Raw genomic sequence first — 21,446 nt, 5'->3', positions numbered from 1 at the left:
GGCTGCAAGCGGAAAATGACAGGAGGGTGAAGAAAGTCCGGCCGGCGCAGCGGTTTGGAAAAGCGAAAGGCCGCCCCGAAGGGCGGCCTTTTCGGCTTTCGAATGGAGCGGGCGATGAGATTCGAACTCACGACCCTTACCTTGGCAAGGTAATGCTCTACCCCTGAGCTACGCCCGCGCTGCCATTCGGTGAGGCGGTGTTTAGGGTTTTCCCAAACGGGCCGCAAGAGGAAATTTTCAGAACCGAGCAAGTATCTGTGGGTAAGCGTTATTCTCCGGTTTCGAGGAACTCCGCGAGGCGGGATTGCAAAGCGCCAAGGTCCTTGGTCTCGCATTCCCAGACGGTCAGCACCTGCCAGCCCGCCGCCTGCAGGGCGGCCAGCTGTTCGGCGTCGCGCTCGGCATTGCGCTGCAGCTTAGGCTCCCAGTAGTCGCGGCGGCTGGCTGGAATGCGCCCGTCGCGGCAGTCATGCAGATGCCAGAAACAGCCATGCACAAAAATCACCTTGCGGCGGGGGCCAAAGACGAGGTCGGGCTTGCCGGGCAGGTCCTTGCGGTGCAGCCGGTAGCGGTAGCCCATGCCATGCACCATCCGCCGCACCAGCATTTCCGGCTTGGTGTTCTTGGCGCGGATCTTTGCCATATTGGCGCTGCGCCGTTCCGGTGTCAGCTTGTCGGCCATTCCACCTTGTGCCTGGATTGTTCCACCATGCGGGCATGGTAGCTGGTTTCAATCCGGCAGGAAATGAAGGCGCTGGCCGGGCAGGGTGGCAGCCCAAGCGCCTTGATCAGCTGGGCATCCTTCTGGCCTTCCAGCAGCACGATCCGCTCGCGGGCCAGCATGTCACGGGTGCCGTGGCCGCCATCGGCCCGGATGCGGCGCATGAAATCCTTCTGCTGCGCCACCGCCTCCACCACGTCGCGGGGAACCGGGCGGCCCTGGATCAGCCTGAACAGCTGCGCCATCCGTTCATTGCCGGTCTCGCCTGCGAAAATCCGCTCCACCGCCGCTTCATCCGCGGTGCGCCAGAAGTTGGCGGGGTAGGGCTGGTCCTTGAGCAGCCACAGGATATGGCGGAATCCTTCGGCGGAGATACTGCGCTTGGCATCCTTGTTCTGGCCGTGCGTCAGGTACTCGGGCCGGGCGATGATCAGGCCGAGGTAGCAGCGCGCCCGGACCTCATCGGCGGCAACCAGCAGGCAAGCGCAGTCAATCGCCTCGGTCGGGATCATCCAGTTGCCGCCCATGGTGTGCTTGATGTCGACATCCTGGCCCAGGATCTCGGTGTCCAGCCGCCCCTTGCGCAGCTTCAGCAGCGCCCGCAGCTCGATCTCGACCCTTGTGCCGATATAGGTCTTCTCGGTCTTCTCCAGCTCTTCATATGCGCGCCGCCCGGTCTTGGGCGTCATGATCACATCGTCGATGCACTGGCGCAGCATCTGCGGGACATCGTATTCCAGCGCCAGCGCGCCGCCCGCACGGGTAGTGATCTCCTCCGCCAGCGGGAAGAGGACGCCAAAGTCCGGGTGGCCGGGAAGCACAAGGCTGTTGGGAAGTTTCTGTTTCAAATGCGGATCTCCCGCCCGGCGGCACGCCGGGCAGCGCCCGGCCCCACGGGGCGGGCGCTACGCTTCCACCCCGTGGGGCCGGGCGCTGCCCTCAGTTCGATAATCGCTTTGATGCTTCTACGCCCGCACAGCATGCAGCTTCGGCTTGGCAATTGCCGCCTTCAGCTCCCGCGCCACCGCCTCCGCCACCGGCGGCGGGAAGGCGTTGCCGACCTGACGGTAGGCATTGGTCTTGGCGCCGGTGAAATGCCAGGCGTCCGGGAAACCCTGAATGCGTGCCACCATCCGCACCGTGAGGCGCGGCATGTCGTTGTGGAAGGGATCCGGCGCCTCATTGGCGATGGTGCGCCCCTCTACCCCCAAGGCCGCCCAGGCGCGCCGCGCGCGGGTCGGACCCAGGTCGGGGCCCCCGTGTTTCTTGGAGCCGCCGACGATGGTCGGCGCGATCTCATCCGCCTTCGCGGCCCAGTCATCCGCCCCGCGCCAGCCGCGCTCCTTCATCAGATCGATGAGGGTTGCGCCCACGGTCGGCGGGTTGTGCGGCAGCGGCTCGGGCCAGTTGAACTGTCCGGCAAACTCCTTGCGCAGGGCAACGATCGCCACCCGCGGCCGCAGCTGCGGCACCCCGAAGTCGGAGGCGTTCAGCAGCCGCCAGTCGGTCTCATAGCCAAGCTTCGAAAGCTGCTTCTTCAGCTTCTCGCGGTAGTCGTGGAATACCGCATCCAGAAAGCCGCGCACGTTCTCGATCATCACCGCGCGGGGGCGGGTGGCATCGACGATCTCGATCGCGTCATCGAACAGGTTGCGCTCGTCCTTCTCGCCCAGCTGCTTGCCGGCCACCGAGAACGGCGGGCAGGGCAGGCCGCCCGCCAGCAGGTCGATGCCCTTGTAGTCGCCCGCAACCTCCTTGAACTTGCGCACGTCCTCTTCCAGCACGTTCCACTGGGGCCGGTTGTGGCGCAGGGTGGCACAGCAGTGCTTATCGATCTCAACCAGCGCGGTGTGATCAAAGCCTGCCTTCTCCAGCCCAAGGGCCTGGCCGCCCGCACCTGCGCATAGTTCTACCGATGTCAGCATTTTGCTCTGCCCGCCCGTATCTGTTCCTGCTCTGTTCCTATGCGGTAAAGCGATTCCGCACAAGGTTTTCTGCACCCGGCCAGACTAAGCGGAAATGCTGAAAAGCGAAAGGCCGCCCCGAGGGCGGCCTGTCCGTTTTCCCGATGGAGCGGGCGATGAGATTCGAACTCACGACCCTTACCTTGGCAAGGTAATGCTCTACCCCTGAGCTACGCCCGCGCTGCCATCCGGTGAGCGGTGAAATAGGGTCTCCGCCCGCCGCCTGCAAGAGGAAAATCGGCAGCGGGAGAAAAAAATCCGCACCGGTGGCGACGGAAGTGCTGGGGGCACGCGTTTCACCCCCAAACAACCGGATTTTCAAAGGGAGATTTTAGCCATGCTTTGGAAAGATGTTCTGCGGATCACCAGCCTGGCTTCAGCAATCGCGGTCGGGCTTCTGGTGCAAGGTGCCCGCCACGCCAGTGCGCCGGAGGCGGACAGCTTGGCGGGGCAGGCCGAGGGGATCAAGCCGGTGCAGGTCGAAACCGTCACCTTGCCTGAATTTGCCGCACGCAACGCCTGATCCGGAAACGTACTCTTCGAACGCGCCCCCCTGCGGAACAGGGGGGGGCTTGGCCCGCCAGGCACTGCTGCTGGCTGCCGTATCTACCAACCCTGAGGCACAGGATTGGCCGACAGCACCTGTTCAAGCTGAGCCCGGCTGTCCGCGTCCAGATGCGGTATCATCACCCGTGTGGTGAAGTTGCCGTAAAGCTGCCCGTTAATGAAAACGCTCCAATCGCGCAGGCTTGCCCGGCCGAATTCCACCGTATCGCCAAAATGCTTGCCTGGCAGGTCATTCGGTTCATTGGCCAGCTTGCCGGTCATGCTGCCGCCGGATGCAAGGGTGAACTGGTCCACCCAGATGTTCTCGTGGCCATAGCTGGTCTTCAGCGCCACTTTGACCAATGCACCGTCTGCCGCATTACCCTGGCTGTCCAGAACATAGGTGAAAAAGGCATCCATCGAGCTTAGCGCCGAGCCGATGGCGGCGTTCATTTCCGGGTCTTCAGTTTCGAACTGGATGATGGGATCCCCGGCGAATGCGGCGGCAGGGGAAAGTGCGACGAAAGCAGCGAAAATCAGAGGCCTGATCATTTGAAACTCCACAAAAGAAAAGCTGCGGCCAAGATCTGGCCGCAGCTTCAACTCTAGTGCTTTCGGGCTGGCTTATTCCAGCTCAACCAGCAGGTCCTTGGCGTCGATCTGGCCGCCGGCCTGAACGTGCACGGCCTTCACCACCGCGTCGCGCTCGGCGTGGATGCCGGTTTCCATCTTCATCGCTTCGATGGTCAGCAGCATGTCGCCTTCATGCACCTGCTGGCCCACCTGCACCGCGACCGAGGCGACAACACCCGGCATCGGCGCGCCGACGTGGTTGGGGTTGCCAGCTTCGGCCTTCGGGTTGGCTTGGGTCGACGCCTTCACCAGACGGTTCGGCACCCGGATCACCCGCGGCTGGCCGTTCAGCTCGAAGAAGACCTTCACTTCGCCCTTCTCGTCGGTCTCTGAAATCGCCTGCAGGCGGATTTCCAGGGTCTTGCCCGGATCGATTTCGGCGGTGATCTCCTCGCCCGGCTCCATGCCATAGAAGAAGGTCTTGGTCGGCAGGGTGCGCACCGGGCCGTACTGGCGGTGGCGGCCCATGTAATCCAGGAACACCTTCGGATACATCAGGTAGCCGTTCAGGTCCTCGTCATCGACCTTGAAACCTTCCAGCTGCTGGGACAGATCGGCGCGGACCGCTTCCAGGTCAACCGGCGCCAGATGCGCGCCGGGGCGCTCGGTGTTCGGCGCTTCGCCCTTCAGCACCTTGCTGACGATCCCTTCCGGGAAGCCGCCCGGAGGCTGGCCCAGGTTGCCGCGCATCATGTCGACAACCGAGTCGGGGAAGGCGACGTCGGTCTCCGGGTTTTCAACCTCATCGCGGGTCAGGCCCTGGGAAACCATCATCAGCGCCATGTCGCCAACCACCTTGGAGGAGGGGGTCACCTTCACGATGTCGCCGAACATCTGGTTCACGTCGGCATAGGTCTGCGCCACGTCGGCCCATTTCTCTTCCAGGCCCAAGGAGCGCGCCTGCGCCTTCAGGTTGGTGAACTGGCCGCCCGGCATCTCGTGCAGGTAGACCTCGGAGGCCGGGGCCGCCAGGCCGCTCTCGAATGCCGCGTACTGCGCCCGCACCTGTTCCCAGTAGCCGGAGATCTCGCGCACCTTGGCGATGTCGATACCGGTGTCGCGGTCGGTGTTGCGCAACGCCTCGACGATGGAGCCCAGGCAGGGCTGCGAGGTGCCGCCACTGAAGGCGTCCATTGCCGCGTCCACCGCATCCACGCCGGCATCCGCCGCCGCCAGGATGGTTGCGCCGGCCACGCCGGAGGTGTCGTGGGTGTGGAAATGGACCGGCAGGCCGACCTCTTCCTTCAGCGCCTTGACCAGCTGGCGGGCGGCGGCAGGCTTCAGCAGGCCCGCCATGTCTTTCAGGCCCAGGATATGGGCGCCGGCGGCTTCCAGCTCCTTGGCCATGCCGACATAGTACTTGAGGTCGTACTTGGCGCGGTTCGGGTCCAGGATATCGCCGGTATAGCAGATGGTGCCTTCGCAGACCTTGCCGCTCTCGACCACCGCATCCATCGCAACACGCATGTTCTCGACCCAGTTCAGCGAGTCGAAGACGCGGAACACGTCGACGCCGGTCTCGGCCGCCTGGCGCACGAACTCCTGCACCACGTTGTCCGGATAGTTGGTGTAGCCGACGCCGTTGGAGGCGCGCAGCAGCATCTGGGTCATCAGGTTCGGCATCCGCTCGCGCAGGTCGCGCAGGCGCTGCCAGGGGCATTCCTGCAGGAAGCGGTAGGCCACGTCAAAGGTCGCACCGCCCCAGCACTCGACCGAGAACAGCTGGCTGAGGTTCTGCGCATAGGCCGGCGCCACCTTGATCATGTCGATCGAGCGCATCCGGGTCGCCAGCAGCGACTGGTGGCCGTCGCGCATGGTGGTGTCGGTCAGCAAGAGCTGGCGCTGCGACTTCATCCAGTCGGCGACAGCCTGGGCGCCTTTCTGCTCCAGCAGGTTGCGGGTGCCATAGGGCAGGTTGCCGGGCTCCGCCTTGGGCGCGCGCGGCTCTTTCAGGTCGGCGGCGGGGGCCGCGCGGCCTTCGGTCTCCGGATGGCCGTTGACGGTGATGTCGGCGATGTAGGTCAGCACCTTGGTGCCGCGGTCGCGGCGCTTCTTGAACTGGAACAGGTCCGGGGTCTCGTCGATGAATTTGGTGGTGTATTCATTCGACAGGAAGGTCGGGTGCTTCAGCAGGTTCTCGACGAACGCGATGTTGGTCGACACACCACGCACCCGGAACTCGCGCAGCGCGCGGTCCATGCGGGCAATCGCCTTCTCCGGAGTCGGCGCCCAGGCGGTCACCTTGGTCAAGAGCGAGTCATAGTAGCGGGTGATCACGCCGCCCGCATATGCGGTGCCGCCGTCCAGGCGGATGCCCATGCCGGTGGCGGAACGGTAGGCGGTGATACGGCCGTAGTCCGGGATGAAGTTGTTCAGCGGATCCTCGGTGGTGACCCGGGTCTGCAGCGCGTGGCCGTTCAGGCGGATGTCGTCCTGCGACGCCTTGCCGGTGGCTTCGGCAATGGTCTTGCCTTCGGCGATCAGGATCTGCGCCTGCACGATGTCGATGCCGGTGACCTCCTCGGTCACGGTATGCTCCACCTGCACCCGCGGGTTCACTTCGATGAAGTAGAATTTGCCGTCGTTCATATCCATCAGGAATTCGACGGTGCCCGCGCATTCATAGTTCACATGCTGGCAGATTTTGCGGCCCAGGTCGCACAGCTCGGCGCGCTGCTCCTCGGTCAGATAGGGGGCAGGGGCGCGTTCCACCACTTTCTGGTTGCGGCGCTGCACCGAGCAGTCACGTTCATAGAGGTGATAGATCTCGCCGTGCTTGTCGCCCAGGATCTGCACCTCGACGTGGCGGGCGCGGGTGATCATCTTCTCCAGATAGCCCTCGCCGTTGCCGAATGCGGCTTCCGCCTCGCGGCGGCCTTCTAGCACCTTCTCTTCCAGTTCCTTGTCGGCGTGGATCGGACGCATGCCGCGGCCGCCGCCGCCCCAGGAGGCCTTCAGCATCAGCGGGTAGCCGATCTCGGCCGCTTCCTTGCGGATCGCGTCCATGTCGTCGCCCAGCACTTCGGTCGCCGGAATGACCGGGACGCCGGCCGCAATCGCCACCTTGCGGGCAGAGGCCTTGTCACCCAGCGCGCGCATGGTTTCGGCCTTGGGGCCGATGAAGGTGATGCCGTTGCGGGCGCAGGCGTCCACGAATTCCGGGTTCTCGGACAACAGGCCGTAACCGGGGTGGATCGCATCGGCGCCGCTTTCCTTGGCGACGCGGATGATCTCGTCGATCGACAGGTAGGCTGCAACCGGCCCCATGCCCTCGCCGATGCGGTAGGCTTCATCCGCCTTGAACCGGTGCAGGCCGAGCTTGTCCTCCTCGGCATAGACAGCGACGGTGCGTTTGCCCATTTCGTTGGCGGCGCGCATCACGCGGATCGCGATCTCGCCACGGTTGGCAATCAGGATTTTTTTGAAGTCGGTCATGTCACCCTCGGGGTCCGTGCAAGTTGGTGCAGTGTTAGGCGGATATTATCGAACCGCACAACAGTAGTTCTGGGTATTTCCGGCATGATTGCGCTCTCAAGCGGCTTGTCCTTTCCTTTCTGGCCACGTTTTTGCGGGGTGCTGACTTTGCAACTTACCGCATTGCTTGGCGCTAACATTTGCAGATTCTGCAGAAATTCTGCGCATGCAGCATGGTTTTGTAACTTTTTTTGTTGCGGCGCAGCGCAAAGTGACGCTGCGGATGCGTCATTTTGGCGCAATTCGTGCGAATTCGCGCAAAAAGCGCCGGCAGAGCGCGCAATCAGCCCAGATGACGGGTTTGCAAACCGCGTGCTTCGGCCAGGCTGGACAGGCCCAGCTGGCCCATGTTGGCTTCCAGATCCTTGGCCAGAATGCTGACCAGATGCGCAGGCCCGGCACTGCCCAGGGCCGCCAGCGCATAGTGGAAGGCGCGGCCCAGCATAATGAAATCCGCCCCCAGCGCCAGCGCCCGCAGGATGTCCAGCCCGCCACCGATGCCGCTGTCGAATATCACCGGCACGGTCACGGCGTCGCGCACCTCCGGCAGCAGGCTGATTGCGGGCGGGCAGCCGTCGAACTGGCGGCCGCCGTGGTTGGACAGCCAGATCGCATCGGCACCGGCCTCCTGCAGGCGGCGGGCATCCTCCGCCCGCTGCACGCCCTTGATGATGAACGGCCCGTCCCAGTGGCGCCGCAGCCAGTCGACATAGGCCCAGTCCGGCGAGGTCCGAAGCAGGTAACCGATATGCGCGGTGGGCGGCAGGTTGGCCTGTTCGCCGCTGATGTATTTGTCCAGCGTCCGCATATGCGGCATCCCGGCCCGGGCCATCCCCAGCGCCCAGGCGGGCCGCAGCGCGATCTGCGCCAGCAGCCGCGGGGTCAGCCGCGGCGGCTGGGTCAGGCCGGAACGCGTCTGCCGCTCCCGGCGCGAAGCCACCGGCACATCCACCGTCAGCACCAGCGTTCGGAACCCGGCGTCCTTCGCCCGCGCCAGCAGATCGGCGCGGATGCCCTCATCCTTGGGCGGATACAGCTGAAACCAGGCGTCTGAGCCGATATGCGGTGCCAGATCCTCCGGCATCTGGCTGGCGACGGTGGACAGGCAATAGGGGATGCCCGCGGCGGCGGCGCTGCGGGCCAGAATGCCCTCGGCGTCGGGCCAGATCAGCCCCGACATGCCGACGGGGGCGACCCCGAACGGGAATGCGTGCTTCGTGCCCAGCAGCTCAACTGACAGATCCGTCTCCAGCGGCCCGTGCAGCACCGAGGGCAGCATCCCGATCCGGTCCAGCCCCGCGCGGTTCTGCGCCTTGGCGGCCTCAGCGCCGGTGCCGCTGTCCAGATACTCCCAGACAAACCTGGGCAGCCGCCGCTGCGCCCGCTGTTTCAGGTCGTCAAGGCCCGGGTATCTCTGATGCAGATCCATGCGGGCATTGGTACGCGGACACAGGAATTGTGCAAGGAAAAGAAGGGGCAGCGCGCCGCAGCCCTAGGCTGCCGCGCCCGTGTCCTTCTCCCCGCCGGTGCCAATCTCCGGCACGGCAGACGGATTGCGCGGTGCGGGCACTGCGCCTTCAGCCACGCAGACCTGGTTGCGGCCCTTGGCCTTGGCCTCATACAGCGCCTCGTCCGAGGCGCGCAGCAGGTCCTGCGGCATGGCGCCATGCGCGGGATAATGGGCGACCCCCAGCGAGATAGAGATCCTGGGCAGTGCTTTTTCACCATAGCGCACCACCACATCCTCGATCGCCTGGCGCAGCAGTTCCGCCTTGGTGACCGCATCCTCCGGGCGCACGCCCGGCAGCAGTAGCGCAAATTCCTCACCGCCGGGGCGGCAGGCCACCTCGTCGCCGTCGCAGGCCTGCTCCATCGCGGCGCCGACAGCCCGCAGCACCATGTCGCCGGCATCATGGCCGTGATTGTCGTTGAATTTCTTGAAGTGATCCACGTCGATCGACACCACGCTCAGCGGCCGGCCGCTGTTCTGGCTGGCGGCCACGAACTTGCGCAGGGACTCGGTCATGTGGCGGCGGTTGAACAGGCCGGTCAGCGGGTCGCGCACCGACTGGTCATGCAGCTGGTCGCGCATTTTCACATTGGCAATCGCCATGCTGATCTGTTCCGCGCACATTTGCGCCAGCTGCTTGCAGCCGGCGAAATCGCCGGCCCGGCTCGGCCGCGCCCGCAGGTGCATCAGGCCGACGGTCTCGCCATGCGCCAGGATCGGAAAGCAGAAATAGGGCCGCCCGTCATGCGGCTCCGCATGGGCGCAGGTGAACTCCACCTCCGACGCGCCGAACTCATAGGTCCGCCCGCGGCGCAGGCCCCAGCACTCGCCCGGCTGGATATGATCCTTGTGGCTGCCGCCGTTCCAGCTGGAGCAGCCGTCCAGCACATCGCGGGAGTTTGAGAACACATAGATGCTGCCCTCGGAATCCGGCAGCAGATGGCTCATGAACTGCGACACCATGTCGAACAGCTCATCCAGCGAGCGGCAGGACTGCAGCCATTCGTTCAGCTCGCCCAGGAGCTTCACCTCCCGCGCCAGTTGCAGCTGGTTGGCCATGATCTCCTGATCCTTGGCCGAACGCTCCTCAACCTGGCGCAGGCTGCGGCGGTTGGTCTTGAAAACAACCACCGACACAATGGTCATCGCCGCAACCGTCACCGCAAAGATGAAGGCAAGGGAGATTCGGACACGGGTGATAAAGGTGTTCCGGACATCGGTGATGTCCGAGTAGAACTCGATGGCCCCGATGAAAATGCCGTCATGCATGACAGGGGAGTAGACTTCGGCCACCTCGCGGTTCGGGATGGAGCCGTCCGCATTGACCGCGGTCTGCAGCCCGTCCACCTCGGTCGCGGGCTTCTCTTCATGTTTGTAGTAGACCAGTCCCCGCGAAACGACGGTCAGGAAATACGGCTTGGTGTTGCGCTCACCGATTTCCCCGGGGCGGGTCGACCAGAAGATGGTGCCATCCGCTTCAAACAGCTTCAGCCGGAAAACATCCGAGGTTGCCGGCACCAGTCTCAGATACTCCTTGTCGTGCTCATCCAGATCGCCCAGCACGAAGGCATCCTTGCTATTTGAAAGATGCAGCAGAACAGCCCGCCGCCAGGTGTCGGCCTGTTTGCGCAGATCCGCCTCCAGCATCCGGTCAACAACCGGGGCCGGCACGGTATAGACCGCCCAGGCCGACAGCGCCGCCGCCGCCAGCAGCAGCGGCAGCATCGAAAAGGTTTTGAGCTTGGAGCCTAGTTTCCAGGCTGGCCGCTGTGTCATGATGGTCCTCAGGCGTTAGGCGTTTGCGCTAGAATTGCGCAACAGCCTTTACAGACCATGAAGACACCCCGTCTTTGCGAGTGCCGGATAGGCAAAATACAAGCAAAAGCGGGTCTTGACGCCGGGCGCGGATACTACGTCCGGACAAGTGAACAGACTGTGAACGTCCTCTTTCCGCCGGACCTGAATCAGGCTAGGATCGCGGCCATGAGCAGTTTTGACGAAATGGACGCCTTTGAGGGCGCATCGCTGTCGTCCCGCGCCATGGCAGCGCGGCCGATGCCCTATCTGGATACGCTGAACCCCGCCCAGCGTGAGGCGGTGGAATGCCTCGACGGCCCGGTCCTGATGCTGGCCGGCGCCGGCACCGGCAAGACCAAGGCGCTGACCACCCGCATCGTGCACCTCCTCAGCACCGGCAGGGCGCGCCCGAACGAGATCCTGTCGGTCACCTTCACCAACAAGGCCGCGCGCGAGATGAAGGAGCGGGTCGGCGGCATGCTCGGCCAGGCGGTCGAGGGGATGCCCTGGCTCGGCACCTTCCACTCGATCTGCGTCAAGCTGTTGCGCCGCCACGCCGAACTGGCGGGGCTGAAGTCGAATTTCACCATCCTTGATACGGATGACCAGATCCGCTTGCTGAAACAGCTGATCCAGGCCGCGGGTATCGACGACAAGCGCTGGCCCGCGCGGATGCTGGCGAACATTATCGACGACTGGAAAAACCGCGCTCTGACACCTGAAAAGGTGCCCGCAGGCGACGCCAGCGCCTACAACAACCGCGGCATTGAGTTCTACGCTCAGTACCAGACACGCCTGCGCGAGCTGAACGCGGTCGATTTCGGCGACCTGCTCCTGCACATGGTCACGATCTTCCAGAACCACCCGGACGTGCTGGAGCAGTACCAGCGCTGGTTCCGCTACATCATGGTGGACGAATACCAGGATACCAACGTCGCCCAGTACCTCTGGCTGCGGCTACTGGCCGGCGCGCATAAAAACGTCTGCTGCGTCGGTGATGACGACCAGTCGATCTATGGCTGGCGCGGCGCTGAGGTCGGCAACATCCTGCGGTTCGAAAAGGATTTTCCCGGTGCAATGGTGGTGCGGCTGGAGCAGAACTACCGCTCCACCGGCCACATTCTGGCCGCCGCTTCCAACGTGATCCGCGGCAATGCCGGCCGTTTGGGCAAGGAGCTGTGGACCGACGCCGGCGACGGCGAGAAGGTCCGCCTGATCGGCCACTGGGACGGCGAGGAAGAGGCCCGCTGGATCGGCGAAGAGATTGAATCGATGCAGCGCGGCACCCGCGGCCAGTCGCCCGTCGGCCTCAACAGCATGGCCATCCTGGTCCGCGCCTCGCACCAGATGCGCGCGTTCGAGGACCGCTTCCTGACGATCGGCCTGCCGTACCGGGTGATCGGCGGCCCGCGCTTCTATGAGCGGATGGAGATCCGCGACGCGATGGCCTATTTCCGCGTCGTGGTCTCGCCCGACGACGACCTGGCGTTTGAGCGCATCGTCAACACTCCAAAACGCGGCCTTGGCGACAAGGCGCAGCAGACCATCCAGATGATTGCCCGTGAAAACGGCGTCTCATTGGTTGAAGGTGCCCGGCTTGCAGTTGAAGGCGGCCAGATCAAGGGCAAGGGCGGCGGCGCTCTGCGCCAGCTGGTCGAGGGCATCGCCCGCTGGGGCCGCATGGCCGGCGACGCGGACATCACCCACATGGAGCTGGCCGAGATCATCTTGGACGAGTCGGGCTACACCGCCATGTGGCAGAACGACAAGAACCCGGATTCGCCCGGCCGCCTGGAAAACCTCAAGGAACTGGTGAAGGCGCTGGAAAGCTTCGAGAACTTGCAGGGTTTCCTCGAGCACGTCAGCCTGGTGATGGACAACGACAAGCAGGACGCGGATGAGAAGGTCTCGATCATGACCCTGCACGCCGCCAAGGGCCTGGAGTTCCCCGCCGTTTTCCTGCCGGGCTGGGAGGACGGTCTGTTTCCCTCGCAGCGCTCTATGGACGAAAGCGGTCTCAAGGGCCTCGAGGAGGAACGCCGCCTGGCCTATGTCGGCATCACAAGGGCGGAGCAGATCTGCACCATTTCCTTTGCCGGTAACCGCCGTGTCTTTGGCCAGTGGCAGTCGCAGCTGCCCTCCCGCTTCATCGACGAGCTGCCCGAGGAGCATGTCGAGGTGCTGACCCCGCCGGGCCTCTACGGCGGCGGCTATGGCGCCGCAGCACCGGGCGCGGGGCAGGTGCGGTCCACCATCGAAGAAAAGGTGGCCCAGGCCGACGGCTACAATTCCCCGGGCTGGAAACGGATGCAGGCGCGTGCCGGCCAGTACGGCATGTCGCAGCCGAAGGAGAGCAAGAACACGGTGATCGATCTCACCGCCACCTCCAGCTTCACCCTGGGCGAAAGGGTGTTCCACCAGAAGTTCGGCTATGGGGCCATCACCGGCATCGAGGGTGACAAGCTGGAAGTGGACTTTGAGAAGGCAGGCCCCAAGAAAGTGGTGGCCAAGTTCGTGACTGCCACCGACGACGTTCCGTTCTGAATAACGTTTTTACACCGGCAAGGCCGGCGGATCGGATCGCCCCGCGATCCGATCCGGGCGCAGGCGCGGCGGGCAGCTTTGCTGCCCGCCGCGCCTGCGCCACCCCCTTCTTCTGATATTCGTGTGAGGCGGGGAGGGCGGCAGCCCTAGCGCAGCGCAATCATCGCAATGCCCGCGGCAATCAGCACCGCCCAGCCCAGGCGGCTGAGGCCGCGCGGCTCCCTTAGTACCAGCGCCGCCAGGATCACCGAGACCGGGATCGACACCTGCCGCACCGCGCTCACCGCTGCCGCCTCAGCCCCCAGCTGGAACACCCGCAGGATCAGCAGGTAGGACAGGTAGGACGAGAGCCCCGCAAACAGGATGCGCCAGGGGTGCCGCGCCCAGCCGCGCACCACGCCCAGCAGGGGCGCCGACTGCCCCCGGTCCTCCCAGGCACGCAGGGCCCCCATGGCCAGGGTCACCAGGATATAGGTCCAGAACAGGAACGGCGCGCTGGCCGCTCCCTGCATCGCCGCCGCATCGGAGATCGAATAGGCCGCCGACCCCAGCATCGCCATGGCAGCCATGGCAAAGGCGCGCGGATCGTCCAGCAGCCGCCCCTTGCCCTTCTGGATCATCAGCCCGGCCCAGATGATCAGCCCCATCCCCAAGAGTGCCGCGCCGGTATAGCTGCGGTCCAGCACCAGCCAGCTGAACGCGGCAATCGCCAAGGGCGAGGAGCGCACGATCGGGTAATAGGCGGACAGGTTTCCCCGCCGCAGCGCCGACAGCGTGCCGAAATAGTAAACCGTCAGCCCCAGCGCCGAAGCCGGCACCAGCGGCCAGATCCCGGCGGGCAGGGCAGGGCTATGCCCCGCCAGCGCCATATGCACAGCGGCAAACACCACCCAGGACAGACACACCCCGGTGTAGCAGGACACCGGATGCGCCACGCCCTTCAGCGCCAGGTCCCGCAGCGGGTGGGTAATCGCCGACAGCAGCACCAGCAGGATCCACAGCAGTTCCACCTAGGAGGCAGCCCCCTGGCCGGGCCGGTCCAGGTAGGCATCGAAATGCACCGTCAACTGGTTCTCCGAAACCTGCACCACCGCGTATGCTACCGGTTCAACGCTGTATTCCGTGCCGGCGCGCTCCGGTACCAGCGGGATCTGGTGGTTGGTGCCGGGCAATGAGGTGAAGCTGTAACCGCGCCAGTTCACATAAGTCATCCGGTGCACATGGCCGTAGAAGATGTGGCGGATGTTCCGGCCCTTCTGCAAGGCGCGGTGAAACGCCTCCGGGTCGCGCAGCTTGATTTCGTCGACATCGGGCAGGCCGATGTCAAACGGCGGATGGTGCAGGAACAGGAACACCGGCGCCTCATCCGCCGCCTCCAGTTCGGCCTCGAGCCAGGCCAGCCGGTCCGCGCACAGCTCCCCGTCATGCACGCCCGGCCCGCCGGTGAGGGTGTCGAGGAACAGGAATTTCGCGCCGCCAGCCGCATGGCCGTGCTGCACGAACCCCTGCGAATCCCGCGGATGATCCGCAAACACGCTCAGGAATGCCTCCCGCACGTCATGATTGCCCAGCATCAGGAAGGCCGGCAGCGGGAAGGCCGCCAGCTGCTCCTGCAGCCATCCATAGGCCGTGGGGTCGCCCTCATCCGCCAGATCGCCGGAGATCACGCAGAATTCCGCGTCCCGGTGCCACTCGGCAATATCGTCCAGCACCCGAGACAGATTCGCCGCCGGGTCGCCGCCGTTCAGCGGCACCCCCGGCGCCATCAGGTGGATATCGGTGAGGTGGATGAATTTCATGGTGCTATCCTGCAATGCCTCCTGCCTGCAAAGCCTCCTGCTCGTTCGGCACGTGTAACAGAGCGCGGCGAGATGTGACAACTAGACAACTGAGGGCCAATAATAGACAGCAGGATGTCAATAACGGAGTTGTGAAGGCGCGGTGCATTTCGAACGCGCAAACAAGAAACGGCGGCGCCCAGGGAGGAGGAGGGGCACCGCCGTTCTGTCATACACCGGGCATCAGGGAGGAGGAGATCCCGGTGATCCGAACCCGGCTTTCGGCCGGTATAGGGTGCGGCGGCATCAGGGAGGAGGAGGATGCCACCGCCAAAGACAGGTCCTTCAAGGGAGGAGGAGAAAGGACCTGATCTCTATTCAGTTGTTCTCGTAGGCCGCCTGATAGGCGACGCGCTTGATTTCGGACCGGTTCAGGCCCAGGTCTGCCAGGTCGCGGTTGGTCAGGGCAGACAGCTCGTTGACGGTCCGGCGGTACAGGCGGTAGCGGGTGAACTTGACCAGCAGGGCATCCAGGAAGCCAACCGGGGGTGCAATGCTCACCGCGGAGATCTGTTGTGCTGCTGCCATCGTTCTGTTCCTTCGTCTATCGTCTCGTCGTGTGCCGCTGTGGCGTTTCTTGAATGACAATTTAAGGATATGCCGCAGATGCACAATCCCGTGCCTCGTCAATGCTGCTATGCGGCATGTGCATGGGTGACGCTAGGTAGGTCTTTGTAATTGGACAAGATTTTCAGCGGTTCGTTATGCGGCTGTATAATTTCCGGGCACGCCGCTGCACTCAATGCATGGCTTGTGCGGCTGCGGATTGACACATCCCCCTCCCTGTGGCTGCGGCAAACGCGCAGGCCGGGTTCCCTGCGCGCCGGGGCACACATATATATGGCCCGGATTTGACGCAGGAGAGCAGCTATGGGTGTCACACAGGAACAGATTCGCGCGGTGCTGGAACGGCTGGCGCTGCCGGACGGCGGCACCCTTGTGTCGCGCGACATGCTGCGGGCCTTGCGCATCGAGGGCAGCAAGGTGAGCTTCGTGATCGAGGCGCCGAGCCCCGAGATTGCCAAGCTGATGGAGCCCTTGCGCAAGGCGGCGGAGGCAGCGGTGCTGTCGCTGGAAGGGGTGGAAACCGTCTCCGCCGCGCTGACCGCCCATGCGCCGCAGCAGCCCGCCCCCAGCCTCAAGGTCGGCGGCCACCCGAAGCCGCAGGCCGAGCCGCTGAAACCCGCAGGCGTCAAGCGCATCCTGGCGATTGCCTCCGGCAAGGGCGGGGTGGGCAAATCCACCGTCGCCTCCAATCTCGCGGTGGCGCTGGCCAAACAGGGCCGCAAGGTGGGCCTGCTGGACGCCGATATCTACGGCCCCTCCCAGCCCCGCATGATGGGCGCCAAGGGGCGGCCTGCCAGCCCCGACGGCAAGATCATAGAGCCGCTGCACGCCCATGGCGTCACCCTGATGTCGATCGGCTTCATGCTGGAGGAGGGCAAGGCGGTGGTCTGGCGCGGCCCGATGCTGATGGGCGCGCTGCAGCAGATGCTGGGCCAGGTGAACTGGGGCGAGCTGGACGTGCTGATCGTCGACCTGCCGCCCGGCACCGGCGACGTGCAGCTGACGCTCTGCACCAAGGCGGAGCTGTCCGGCGCCATCGTCGTCTCCACTCCGCAGGATGTGGCCCTTCTGGATGCGCGCAAGGCCATGGACATGTTCAAGACGCTGAAGACCCCGGTGCTGGGATTGATCGAGAACATGTCCTTCTTCACCTGCCCGGACTGCGGCGGCGAGCATCACATCTTCGGCCACGGCGGCGTCGCGGCAGAGGCCGAGACGCTGGGACTGCCGCTTTTGGGTGCGCTGCCGATTGATCTGGAAACCCGCCTGGCCGGAGACGGCGGCACGCCCATCGCGGCGGGGGAGGGGCCGATGGCCCGGGCCTACGCCCGCATCGCCGAAGGTCTGATCGGCGGCGGCATGGCCTGAAGCGCTCATCCGCCCCTATATAGAGAGCACTGAAAGGCCTGCCATTCCGGCGGGCCTTTTGAGTCAGCACGGCCAGCCGCGCTGCAATTCGGGCGCGGATGGGATTGCCCGCTGCAAATGGGACTGCATGGCACCTGCCGCACCGCGTGGGATCTTATGGGGCGGCCGGGAAACCATGGGACAGCCGGGAAATCATGGGATCGGCGGGATTTCATGGGCTGCATGGGAAATCATGGTCCGTTTTCCGCCCAATCCCTCTTGCAGACGCGAATCACCCGGTGTTGAAACGCTGTTGCGGGGCATTTCCGGCGCTTCCGCGGGCTGGAGTGTGCGAACGTAAGGGGAACTTTTCAGAATCCTGACACCTGGTAGGCGGAATCGCGGGAAACTATGGGAAAAAATTTGCGGCCGCAACTCACCTCTATATCTGGTGTTTGCGAAGGGAATGCTCACAACAAGTTCCGAAATCCCCGCTGAATCAATCACGAATCTGGTCCGAATCTGTGGATTACCTGTCAAGGCTTCGGCGGTTTCCCGCAAAAAACAGTTGCAGGGCCATCAATTCCCATAGTATCCCTAGTTCATCAGATGAGACGAGGGACGGGGCGCCAAACGACCCCAGAGCCAAAAACAAAACAAGCAGGTTTCATACAGGCCTTCGCTTTCATCGAACAAGAGATCCGGCGCGCGGGCGAGCAGACATCCCCCCAGGTGGCGCGTGCAGTCGGACATCCCGCAAAGCGGGCCAAGGCGGCGGGTTGATCAGTGGCAGCAGATCAACCCGCCCCTTTTCATTCTGGGGGACGGATTAACGCGAGGGACGCGCGAAAAGGACGGGAAATTGGGCCGCAGGTTCAGAGGCGAAAGCCACCACAAGGTGGACAGCAAGGGGCGGGTGTCAATTCCTGCCTCCTTTCGCCGTGTGCTGGAGGCCGCGGACCCCAATTGGCAGCCCGGCCAGAACCCCGAACTGGTGATCGTCTACGGCGACCAGCGCCGCAACTTCCTGGAATGCTATACTATAGAGGCGATCGAGGAGGTCGACGCCAAGATCGACCAGCTTCCGCGCGGCTCGATGCAGCGCAAGATGCTGCAGCGCATGTTCCACGGCCAGTCGTTCCCGACCAACGTGGACGAGACCGGCCGCCTGGTGCTGCCCGCCAAACTGCGCCAGAAGATCGACCTTGAGGCAGAGGCCTTCTTCATCGCTGCGGGCGACACCTTCCAGATCTGGAAGCCGGAAACCTACGAGCAGGAAGAACTGGCCCAGGCCGAAGAATGGATGGAAGACCTGCCCGAAGGCTTCGATCCGATGGAATTCCTAGACGGCGCCGGGGGCGCTTAAGACATGACCCAGGACCAAACAGCTGCCAATGGTCCCCACATCCCGGTTCTCCTCCGCCCGCTGCTTGCAGCCGTGGCGCCGGTATCGGGCCGCTGGCTTGACGGCACCTTCGGGGCGGGCGGCTATACCCGCGGCCTGCTGGAAGCCGGTGCTGAGCAAGTGATCGGCGTCGACCGCGACCCGCTGGCCTTCGAACTGGCAAAACCCTGGGCAGGGGACTACGGCGACCGCCTGATCCTGCAGCCCGGCGTCTTTTCCCGCATGGATGAATATGCCCAGGATCTCGACGGGGTGGTGCTGGACCTTGGCGTCTCCTCGATGCAGCTGGACCTAGCCGAACGCGGCTTCTCCTTCATGAAGGACGGCCCGCTGGACATGCGGATGTCCCAGTCCGGCCCCTCTGCCGCCGACCTGATCGCCGAACTCACCGAGGCGCAGATCGCCGACATCCTGTTCCACTACGGCGAGGAACGCGCCAGCCGCCGTATCGCCAAGGCGATTGTAAAAGAACGGACAATCGAGCCGATCACCACAACCCTGCGCCTTGCGGGCATCATCGAAAGCTGCCTGCCGCGCCCCAAGCCCGGCCAGTCGCACCCGGCGACCCGCAGCTTCCAGGGCCTGCGCATCGCGGTGAATGCCGAATATGACGAGCTGTTCGAGGGCCTGCTGGCCGCCGAACGGGCGCTGAAGCCCGGCGGCCTGCTGGCCGTCGTGACCTTCCACTCGGTCGAGGACCGCATGGTCAAACGCTTCTTCCAGCACCGCGCAGGGAAAACCGGCCGCGCCAACCGCTATGCGCCCGAGCAGGCCGAAACCCCCTCACAATTCGAGCTGGTCACCCGCAAGGCGGTGGGCCCGGACGATCAGGAGCTGGCCGAGAATCCCCGCTCCCGGTCCGCCCGCCTGCGGGTCGGGCGCCGCACCGATGCGGAACCCGGGCCGATCTCGGCCAAGGAACTTGGAATGCCGCAGCTGAAAGAGGCGCGTAAATGAAGACTTTGCTGTATGCCGCAACCTGCCTGGCCGTCTTCGGCCTCGCCTTCTGGGCCTACCGCGAAAACTACGCCACCCAGCAGGTGCTGAAAGACACCCGCGCGCTGCAGCGCGAAATCGGCGCCGCCCAGGTGCGCCTCAGCGTGCTGCGCGCCGAATGGGCCTACCTCAACCGCCCGCAGCGGCTGCGCGATCTCGCCGACATCAACTTCGACCGTCTTGGCCTGTTGCCGCTGCGCCCGGACCAGTTCGGCCGCGTCGATGAGGTCTCCTACCCGGTGCCGCCGGAACTGGAGATCGAAAACGGGATCGAGGTCTCCGGCCTCAACGCAAGGAGCCAGCCATGATCCGCACGCCCCTTCGCCCGCTGGCCCGCATCCTCCACGCCCGCGCAAGCGGCGAAAACCCGGATGTGATCGAAGAGGAAAACATCAGCCTGCGCCATCAGGAGATGCAGGTGCAGGCCCGCCAGCGCGCCGAGGGGCGGCTTCTGGTGCTGGGGTTGTTCTTTGTTTGCGCCTTCGGGGCGATCATCGCCCGCATGGGCATGACCGCGGTGTCTGAACCGGCGGAACCCGTGGCCAGCGTTCCCGGTGCCGCCATCGCCGCGCAGCGCGCCGACATCGTCGACCGCAACGGCAGCCTGCTGGCCACCAATTTCGAGACCCATTCCCTGTATGCCCAGCCGCCGCAGATGATCGATCCCATTGGTGCCGCGGAAAAGCTGGTAGAGATCTTCCCCGACCTCGACCGCGAGCGTCTGATCAAGGACTTCACCGGCAAGCGCAAGTTTTTGTGGGTGAAGAAGAAAATCAGCCCCGAGCAGCTCCAGGCAGTGCATGATATCGGCGACCCCGGCCTCTTGTTCGGCCCCCGCGAAATGCGGCTTTACCCGAACGGCAGCCTGGCCGCCCATGTGCTGGGCGGTGCCGGTTTCGGCAAGGAAGGCGTGAACGCGGCAGAGGTGATCGGCGTTGCCGGTGTGGAGCGCCAGTTCGACGACTACCTGCGCGACCCGGCCAATGCAGGCAAGCCGCTGCAGCTGTCCCTCGACCTCACCGTGCAGGCAGCGGCGGAGCAGGTGCTTTATGGCGGCATGAAGCTGATGAACGCCAAGGGGGCCACCTCGATCCTTATGGATGTCCACACCGGCGAGGTGATCTCGGTGGTGTCCTTCCCGGATTTCGACCCCAACGACCGGCCGCGGCCGCCGACTTCCGGCTTCGACCCCTCCGACAGCCCGCTGTTCAACCGCGCAGTGCAGGGGGTGTATGAGCTGGGTTCGACCTTCAAGATCTTCACTGCCGCGCAGGCGATGGACCTTGGCCTGGTCAATGCGGATACCGTCATCGACACCCGCGGCCCGCTGCGCTGGGGCCGCTTTGCGATCCGCGATTTCCGCAACTACGGCAACGAAATGTCGGTGACCAAGATCATCGTCAAATCCTCCAACATCGGCACCGCGCGGCTGGCGCAGCAGATCGGGGTGGAGCGGCAGAAAAGCTTCCTCGACACCCTTGGCATGCTGGACCCGACCCCGTTCGAAATCACCGAGGCCGCGGGCGGCAAACCGCTGCTGCCGCCGAACTGGTCGGAGCTGTCGGCGATGACCATTTCCTACGGCCACGGCATTTCCACCACGCCGATGCATCTGGCGGCGGGCTATGCCGCGGTGGCCAATGGCGGCCGCTACGTGGCGCCGACGATTCTGAAGCAGAACTCCCCGCGGCTCGGCGAGCGGGTGATGAGCGAGGCTTCCGCCGCCGCCGCGCGCAAGATGTTGCGCAAGGTGGTCAGCGAGGGCACCGCCTCTTTTGCCGAGGTCGAGGGCTACCAGGTGGGCGGCAAGACCGGCACCGCGGACAAGCCCAAGCCCCGCGGCGGCTATTACGATGACAAGGTGATCGCCACTTTTGCCTCGATTTTCCCGGCACATGACCCGAAATACGTGCTGATCGTGACGCTGGACGAACCTTCCATCATCGCCCACGGCGAGGAGCGCCGCACCGCAGGCTGGACCGCCACCCCGGTGGCCGCCGAAATGATCGGCCGTGTCGCGCCGCTGCTGGGCCTGCGTCCGCAAGTTGAACCCGCAGAGGTGACTGGTATAACCCTCACCTCGAACTGACACAGGTGAGGGCCG

Annotated in this window: 17 protein-coding genes and 2 tRNA genes; 7 read left to right on the top strand and 12 right to left on the bottom strand. The window is 64.5% G+C overall.

Annotation, left to right across the window (positions count from 1 at the left end):
* Positions 1-103: 103 nt before the first annotated feature.
* The 5 genes from AB1A62_RS10895 to AB1A62_RS10875 all read right to left on the bottom strand — a co-directional run bounded on the left by AB1A62_RS10895 (position 104) and on the right by AB1A62_RS10875 (position 2,865).
* Positions 104-178: transfer RNA gene (locus tag AB1A62_RS10895), tRNA-Gly, on the bottom strand.
* 90 nt (positions 179-268) lie between these two features.
* Complete coding sequence (gene vsr, locus AB1A62_RS10890; protein ID WP_366661518.1) at positions 269-682, bottom strand: DNA mismatch endonuclease Vsr; 414 nt, start codon at positions 680-682, stop codon at positions 269-271.
* Positions 667-1,569 carry a NaeI family type II restriction endonuclease gene (locus AB1A62_RS10885; protein WP_366661517.1) on the bottom strand — a complete coding sequence of 301 codons (903 nt, stop codon included), beginning with the start codon at positions 1,567-1,569 and terminating at the stop codon, positions 667-669. The genes vsr and AB1A62_RS10885 overlap by 16 nt, the downstream gene beginning before the upstream one ends.
* A gap of 117 nt (positions 1,570-1,686) precedes the next feature.
* Positions 1,687-2,646 carry a DNA cytosine methyltransferase gene (locus AB1A62_RS10880; RefSeq protein WP_366661516.1) on the bottom strand — a complete coding sequence of 320 codons (960 nt, stop codon included), beginning with the start codon at positions 2,644-2,646 and terminating at the stop codon, positions 1,687-1,689.
* 144 nt (positions 2,647-2,790) lie between these two features.
* Positions 2,791-2,865 (bottom strand) — tRNA-Gly (locus tag AB1A62_RS10875).
* A gap of 157 nt (positions 2,866-3,022) precedes the next feature.
* On the opposite strand from AB1A62_RS10875, the gene AB1A62_RS10870 reads away from it, so the two are divergent.
* A complete protein-coding gene (locus AB1A62_RS10870) occupies positions 3,023-3,208 on the top strand; it encodes a hypothetical protein (RefSeq protein WP_366661515.1) in 186 nt (61 codons plus the stop codon).
* Between the two features lie 83 nt (positions 3,209-3,291).
* Here the strand turns inward: AB1A62_RS10870 and AB1A62_RS10865 are convergent, their stop codons facing one another.
* The 4 genes from AB1A62_RS10865 to AB1A62_RS10850 form a co-directional block, all read right to left on the bottom strand.
* The gene (locus AB1A62_RS10865) at positions 3,292-3,783 is read right to left on the bottom strand and encodes a DUF2314 domain-containing protein (protein ID WP_366661514.1); all 492 of its coding nucleotides are present in this window, start codon (positions 3,781-3,783) and stop codon (positions 3,292-3,294) included.
* A gap of 72 nt (positions 3,784-3,855) precedes the next feature.
* On the bottom strand, positions 3,856-7,299 hold the full coding sequence (locus AB1A62_RS10860; RefSeq protein ID WP_366661513.1) for a pyruvate carboxylase: 3,444 nt from the start codon (positions 7,297-7,299) through the stop codon (positions 3,856-3,858).
* 322 nt (positions 7,300-7,621) lie between these two features.
* A complete protein-coding gene (locus tag AB1A62_RS10855) occupies positions 7,622-8,767 on the bottom strand; it encodes an alpha-hydroxy acid oxidase (protein ID WP_366661512.1) in 1,146 nt (381 codons plus the stop codon).
* Between the two features lie 63 nt (positions 8,768-8,830).
* Positions 8,831-10,624: a sensor domain-containing diguanylate cyclase gene (locus AB1A62_RS10850; protein WP_366661511.1), complete on the bottom strand. Its 1,794-nt coding sequence runs from the start codon at positions 10,622-10,624 to the stop codon at positions 8,831-8,833.
* A gap of 207 nt (positions 10,625-10,831) precedes the next feature.
* On the opposite strand from AB1A62_RS10850, the gene AB1A62_RS10845 reads away from it, so the two are divergent.
* Positions 10,832-13,189 (top strand): UvrD-helicase domain-containing protein, encoded by a 2,358-nt coding sequence (locus AB1A62_RS10845; RefSeq protein ID WP_366661510.1) that lies wholly within the window; start codon positions 10,832-10,834, stop codon positions 13,187-13,189.
* Between the two features lie 146 nt (positions 13,190-13,335).
* On the opposite strand, the gene AB1A62_RS10840 is transcribed toward AB1A62_RS10845, so the two are convergent.
* From AB1A62_RS10840 to AB1A62_RS10830, 3 genes are all read right to left on the bottom strand, one after another.
* Positions 13,336-14,199: a hypothetical protein gene (locus AB1A62_RS10840; protein WP_366661509.1), complete on the bottom strand. Its 864-nt coding sequence runs from the start codon at positions 14,197-14,199 to the stop codon at positions 13,336-13,338.
* Positions 14,200-14,988, bottom strand: coding sequence for a phosphodiesterase (locus tag AB1A62_RS10835; protein WP_366661508.1), 789 nt, complete (start codon positions 14,986-14,988; stop codon positions 14,200-14,202). It abuts the gene before it with no gap.
* A 357-nt stretch (positions 14,989-15,345) separates the two neighbouring features.
* Positions 15,346-15,555 carry a DUF1127 domain-containing protein gene (locus AB1A62_RS10830; protein WP_366661507.1) on the bottom strand — a complete coding sequence of 70 codons (210 nt, stop codon included), beginning with the start codon at positions 15,553-15,555 and terminating at the stop codon, positions 15,346-15,348.
* Between the two features lie 342 nt (positions 15,556-15,897).
* Here AB1A62_RS10830 and AB1A62_RS10825 point away from each other — a divergent pair, with 342 nt between their 5' ends.
* From AB1A62_RS10825 to AB1A62_RS10805, 5 genes are all read left to right on the top strand, one after another.
* Entirely contained in the window at positions 15,898-16,962 is a 1,065-nt protein-coding gene (locus tag AB1A62_RS10825; protein WP_366661506.1) for an Mrp/NBP35 family ATP-binding protein, read from the top strand.
* A gap of 841 nt (positions 16,963-17,803) precedes the next feature.
* The gene (mraZ, locus tag AB1A62_RS10820; protein ID WP_174147414.1) at positions 17,804-18,307 is read left to right on the top strand and encodes a division/cell wall cluster transcriptional repressor MraZ; all 504 of its coding nucleotides are present in this window, start codon (positions 17,804-17,806) and stop codon (positions 18,305-18,307) included.
* Positions 18,308-18,310: 3 nt separating this feature from the next.
* A complete protein-coding gene (gene rsmH, locus AB1A62_RS10815; RefSeq protein ID WP_366661505.1) occupies positions 18,311-19,303 on the top strand; it encodes a 16S rRNA (cytosine(1402)-N(4))-methyltransferase RsmH in 993 nt (330 codons plus the stop codon).
* Complete coding sequence (locus AB1A62_RS10810; RefSeq protein ID WP_366661504.1) at positions 19,300-19,650, top strand: cell division protein FtsL; 351 nt, start codon at positions 19,300-19,302, stop codon at positions 19,648-19,650. Before rsmH ends, AB1A62_RS10810 begins: the two co-directional genes overlap by 4 nt.
* Positions 19,647-21,431 carry a penicillin-binding protein 2 gene (locus tag AB1A62_RS10805; protein ID WP_366661503.1) on the top strand — a complete coding sequence of 595 codons (1,785 nt, stop codon included), beginning with the start codon at positions 19,647-19,649 and terminating at the stop codon, positions 21,429-21,431. Before AB1A62_RS10810 ends, AB1A62_RS10805 begins: the two co-directional genes overlap by 4 nt.
* Positions 21,432-21,446 lie beyond the last annotated feature (15 nt).

Source organism: Leisingera sp. JC11 (assembly GCF_040704725.1).
Taxonomy (GTDB): Bacteria; Pseudomonadota; Alphaproteobacteria; order Rhodobacterales; family Rhodobacteraceae; genus Leisingera.
This window is presented reverse-complemented; position numbering and strand designations above follow the sequence as displayed.

Bases quoted from the DNA above. Each gene is read 5' to 3' on its own strand.
- AB1A62_RS10880 (WP_366661516.1), bottom strand. From the start codon at position 2,646: ATGCTGACATCGGTAGAACTATGCGCAGGTGCGGGCGGCCAGGCCCTT.
- AB1A62_RS10850 (WP_366661511.1), bottom strand. From the start codon at position 10,624: ATGACACAGCGGCCAGCCTGGAAACTAGGCTCCAAGCTCAAAACCTTT.
- rsmH (WP_366661505.1), top strand. From the start codon at position 18,311: ATGACCCAGGACCAAACAGCTGCCAATGGTCCCCACATCCCGGTTCTC.
- AB1A62_RS10870 (WP_366661515.1), top strand. From the start codon at position 3,023: ATGCTTTGGAAAGATGTTCTGCGGATCACCAGCCTGGCTTCAGCAATC.
- AB1A62_RS10810 (WP_366661504.1), top strand. From the start codon at position 19,300: ATGAAGACTTTGCTGTATGCCGCAACCTGCCTGGCCGTCTTCGGCCTC.
- AB1A62_RS10845 (WP_366661510.1), top strand. From the start codon at position 10,832: ATGAGCAGTTTTGACGAAATGGACGCCTTTGAGGGCGCATCGCTGTCG.
- AB1A62_RS10830 (WP_366661507.1), bottom strand. From the start codon at position 15,555: ATGGCAGCAGCACAACAGATCTCCGCGGTGAGCATTGCACCCCCGGTT.
- AB1A62_RS10825 (WP_366661506.1), top strand. From the start codon at position 15,898: ATGGGTGTCACACAGGAACAGATTCGCGCGGTGCTGGAACGGCTGGCG.
- vsr (WP_366661518.1), bottom strand. From the start codon at position 682: ATGGCCGACAAGCTGACACCGGAACGGCGCAGCGCCAATATGGCAAAG.
- AB1A62_RS10835 (WP_366661508.1), bottom strand. From the start codon at position 14,988: ATGAAATTCATCCACCTCACCGATATCCACCTGATGGCGCCGGGGGTG.
- AB1A62_RS10860 (WP_366661513.1), bottom strand. From the start codon at position 7,299: ATGACCGACTTCAAAAAAATCCTGATTGCCAACCGTGGCGAGATCGCG.
- AB1A62_RS10805 (WP_366661503.1), top strand. From the start codon at position 19,647: ATGATCCGCACGCCCCTTCGCCCGCTGGCCCGCATCCTCCACGCCCGC.
- AB1A62_RS10865 (WP_366661514.1), bottom strand. From the start codon at position 3,783: ATGATCAGGCCTCTGATTTTCGCTGCTTTCGTCGCACTTTCCCCTGCC.
- AB1A62_RS10855 (WP_366661512.1), bottom strand. From the start codon at position 8,767: ATGGATCTGCATCAGAGATACCCGGGCCTTGACGACCTGAAACAGCGG.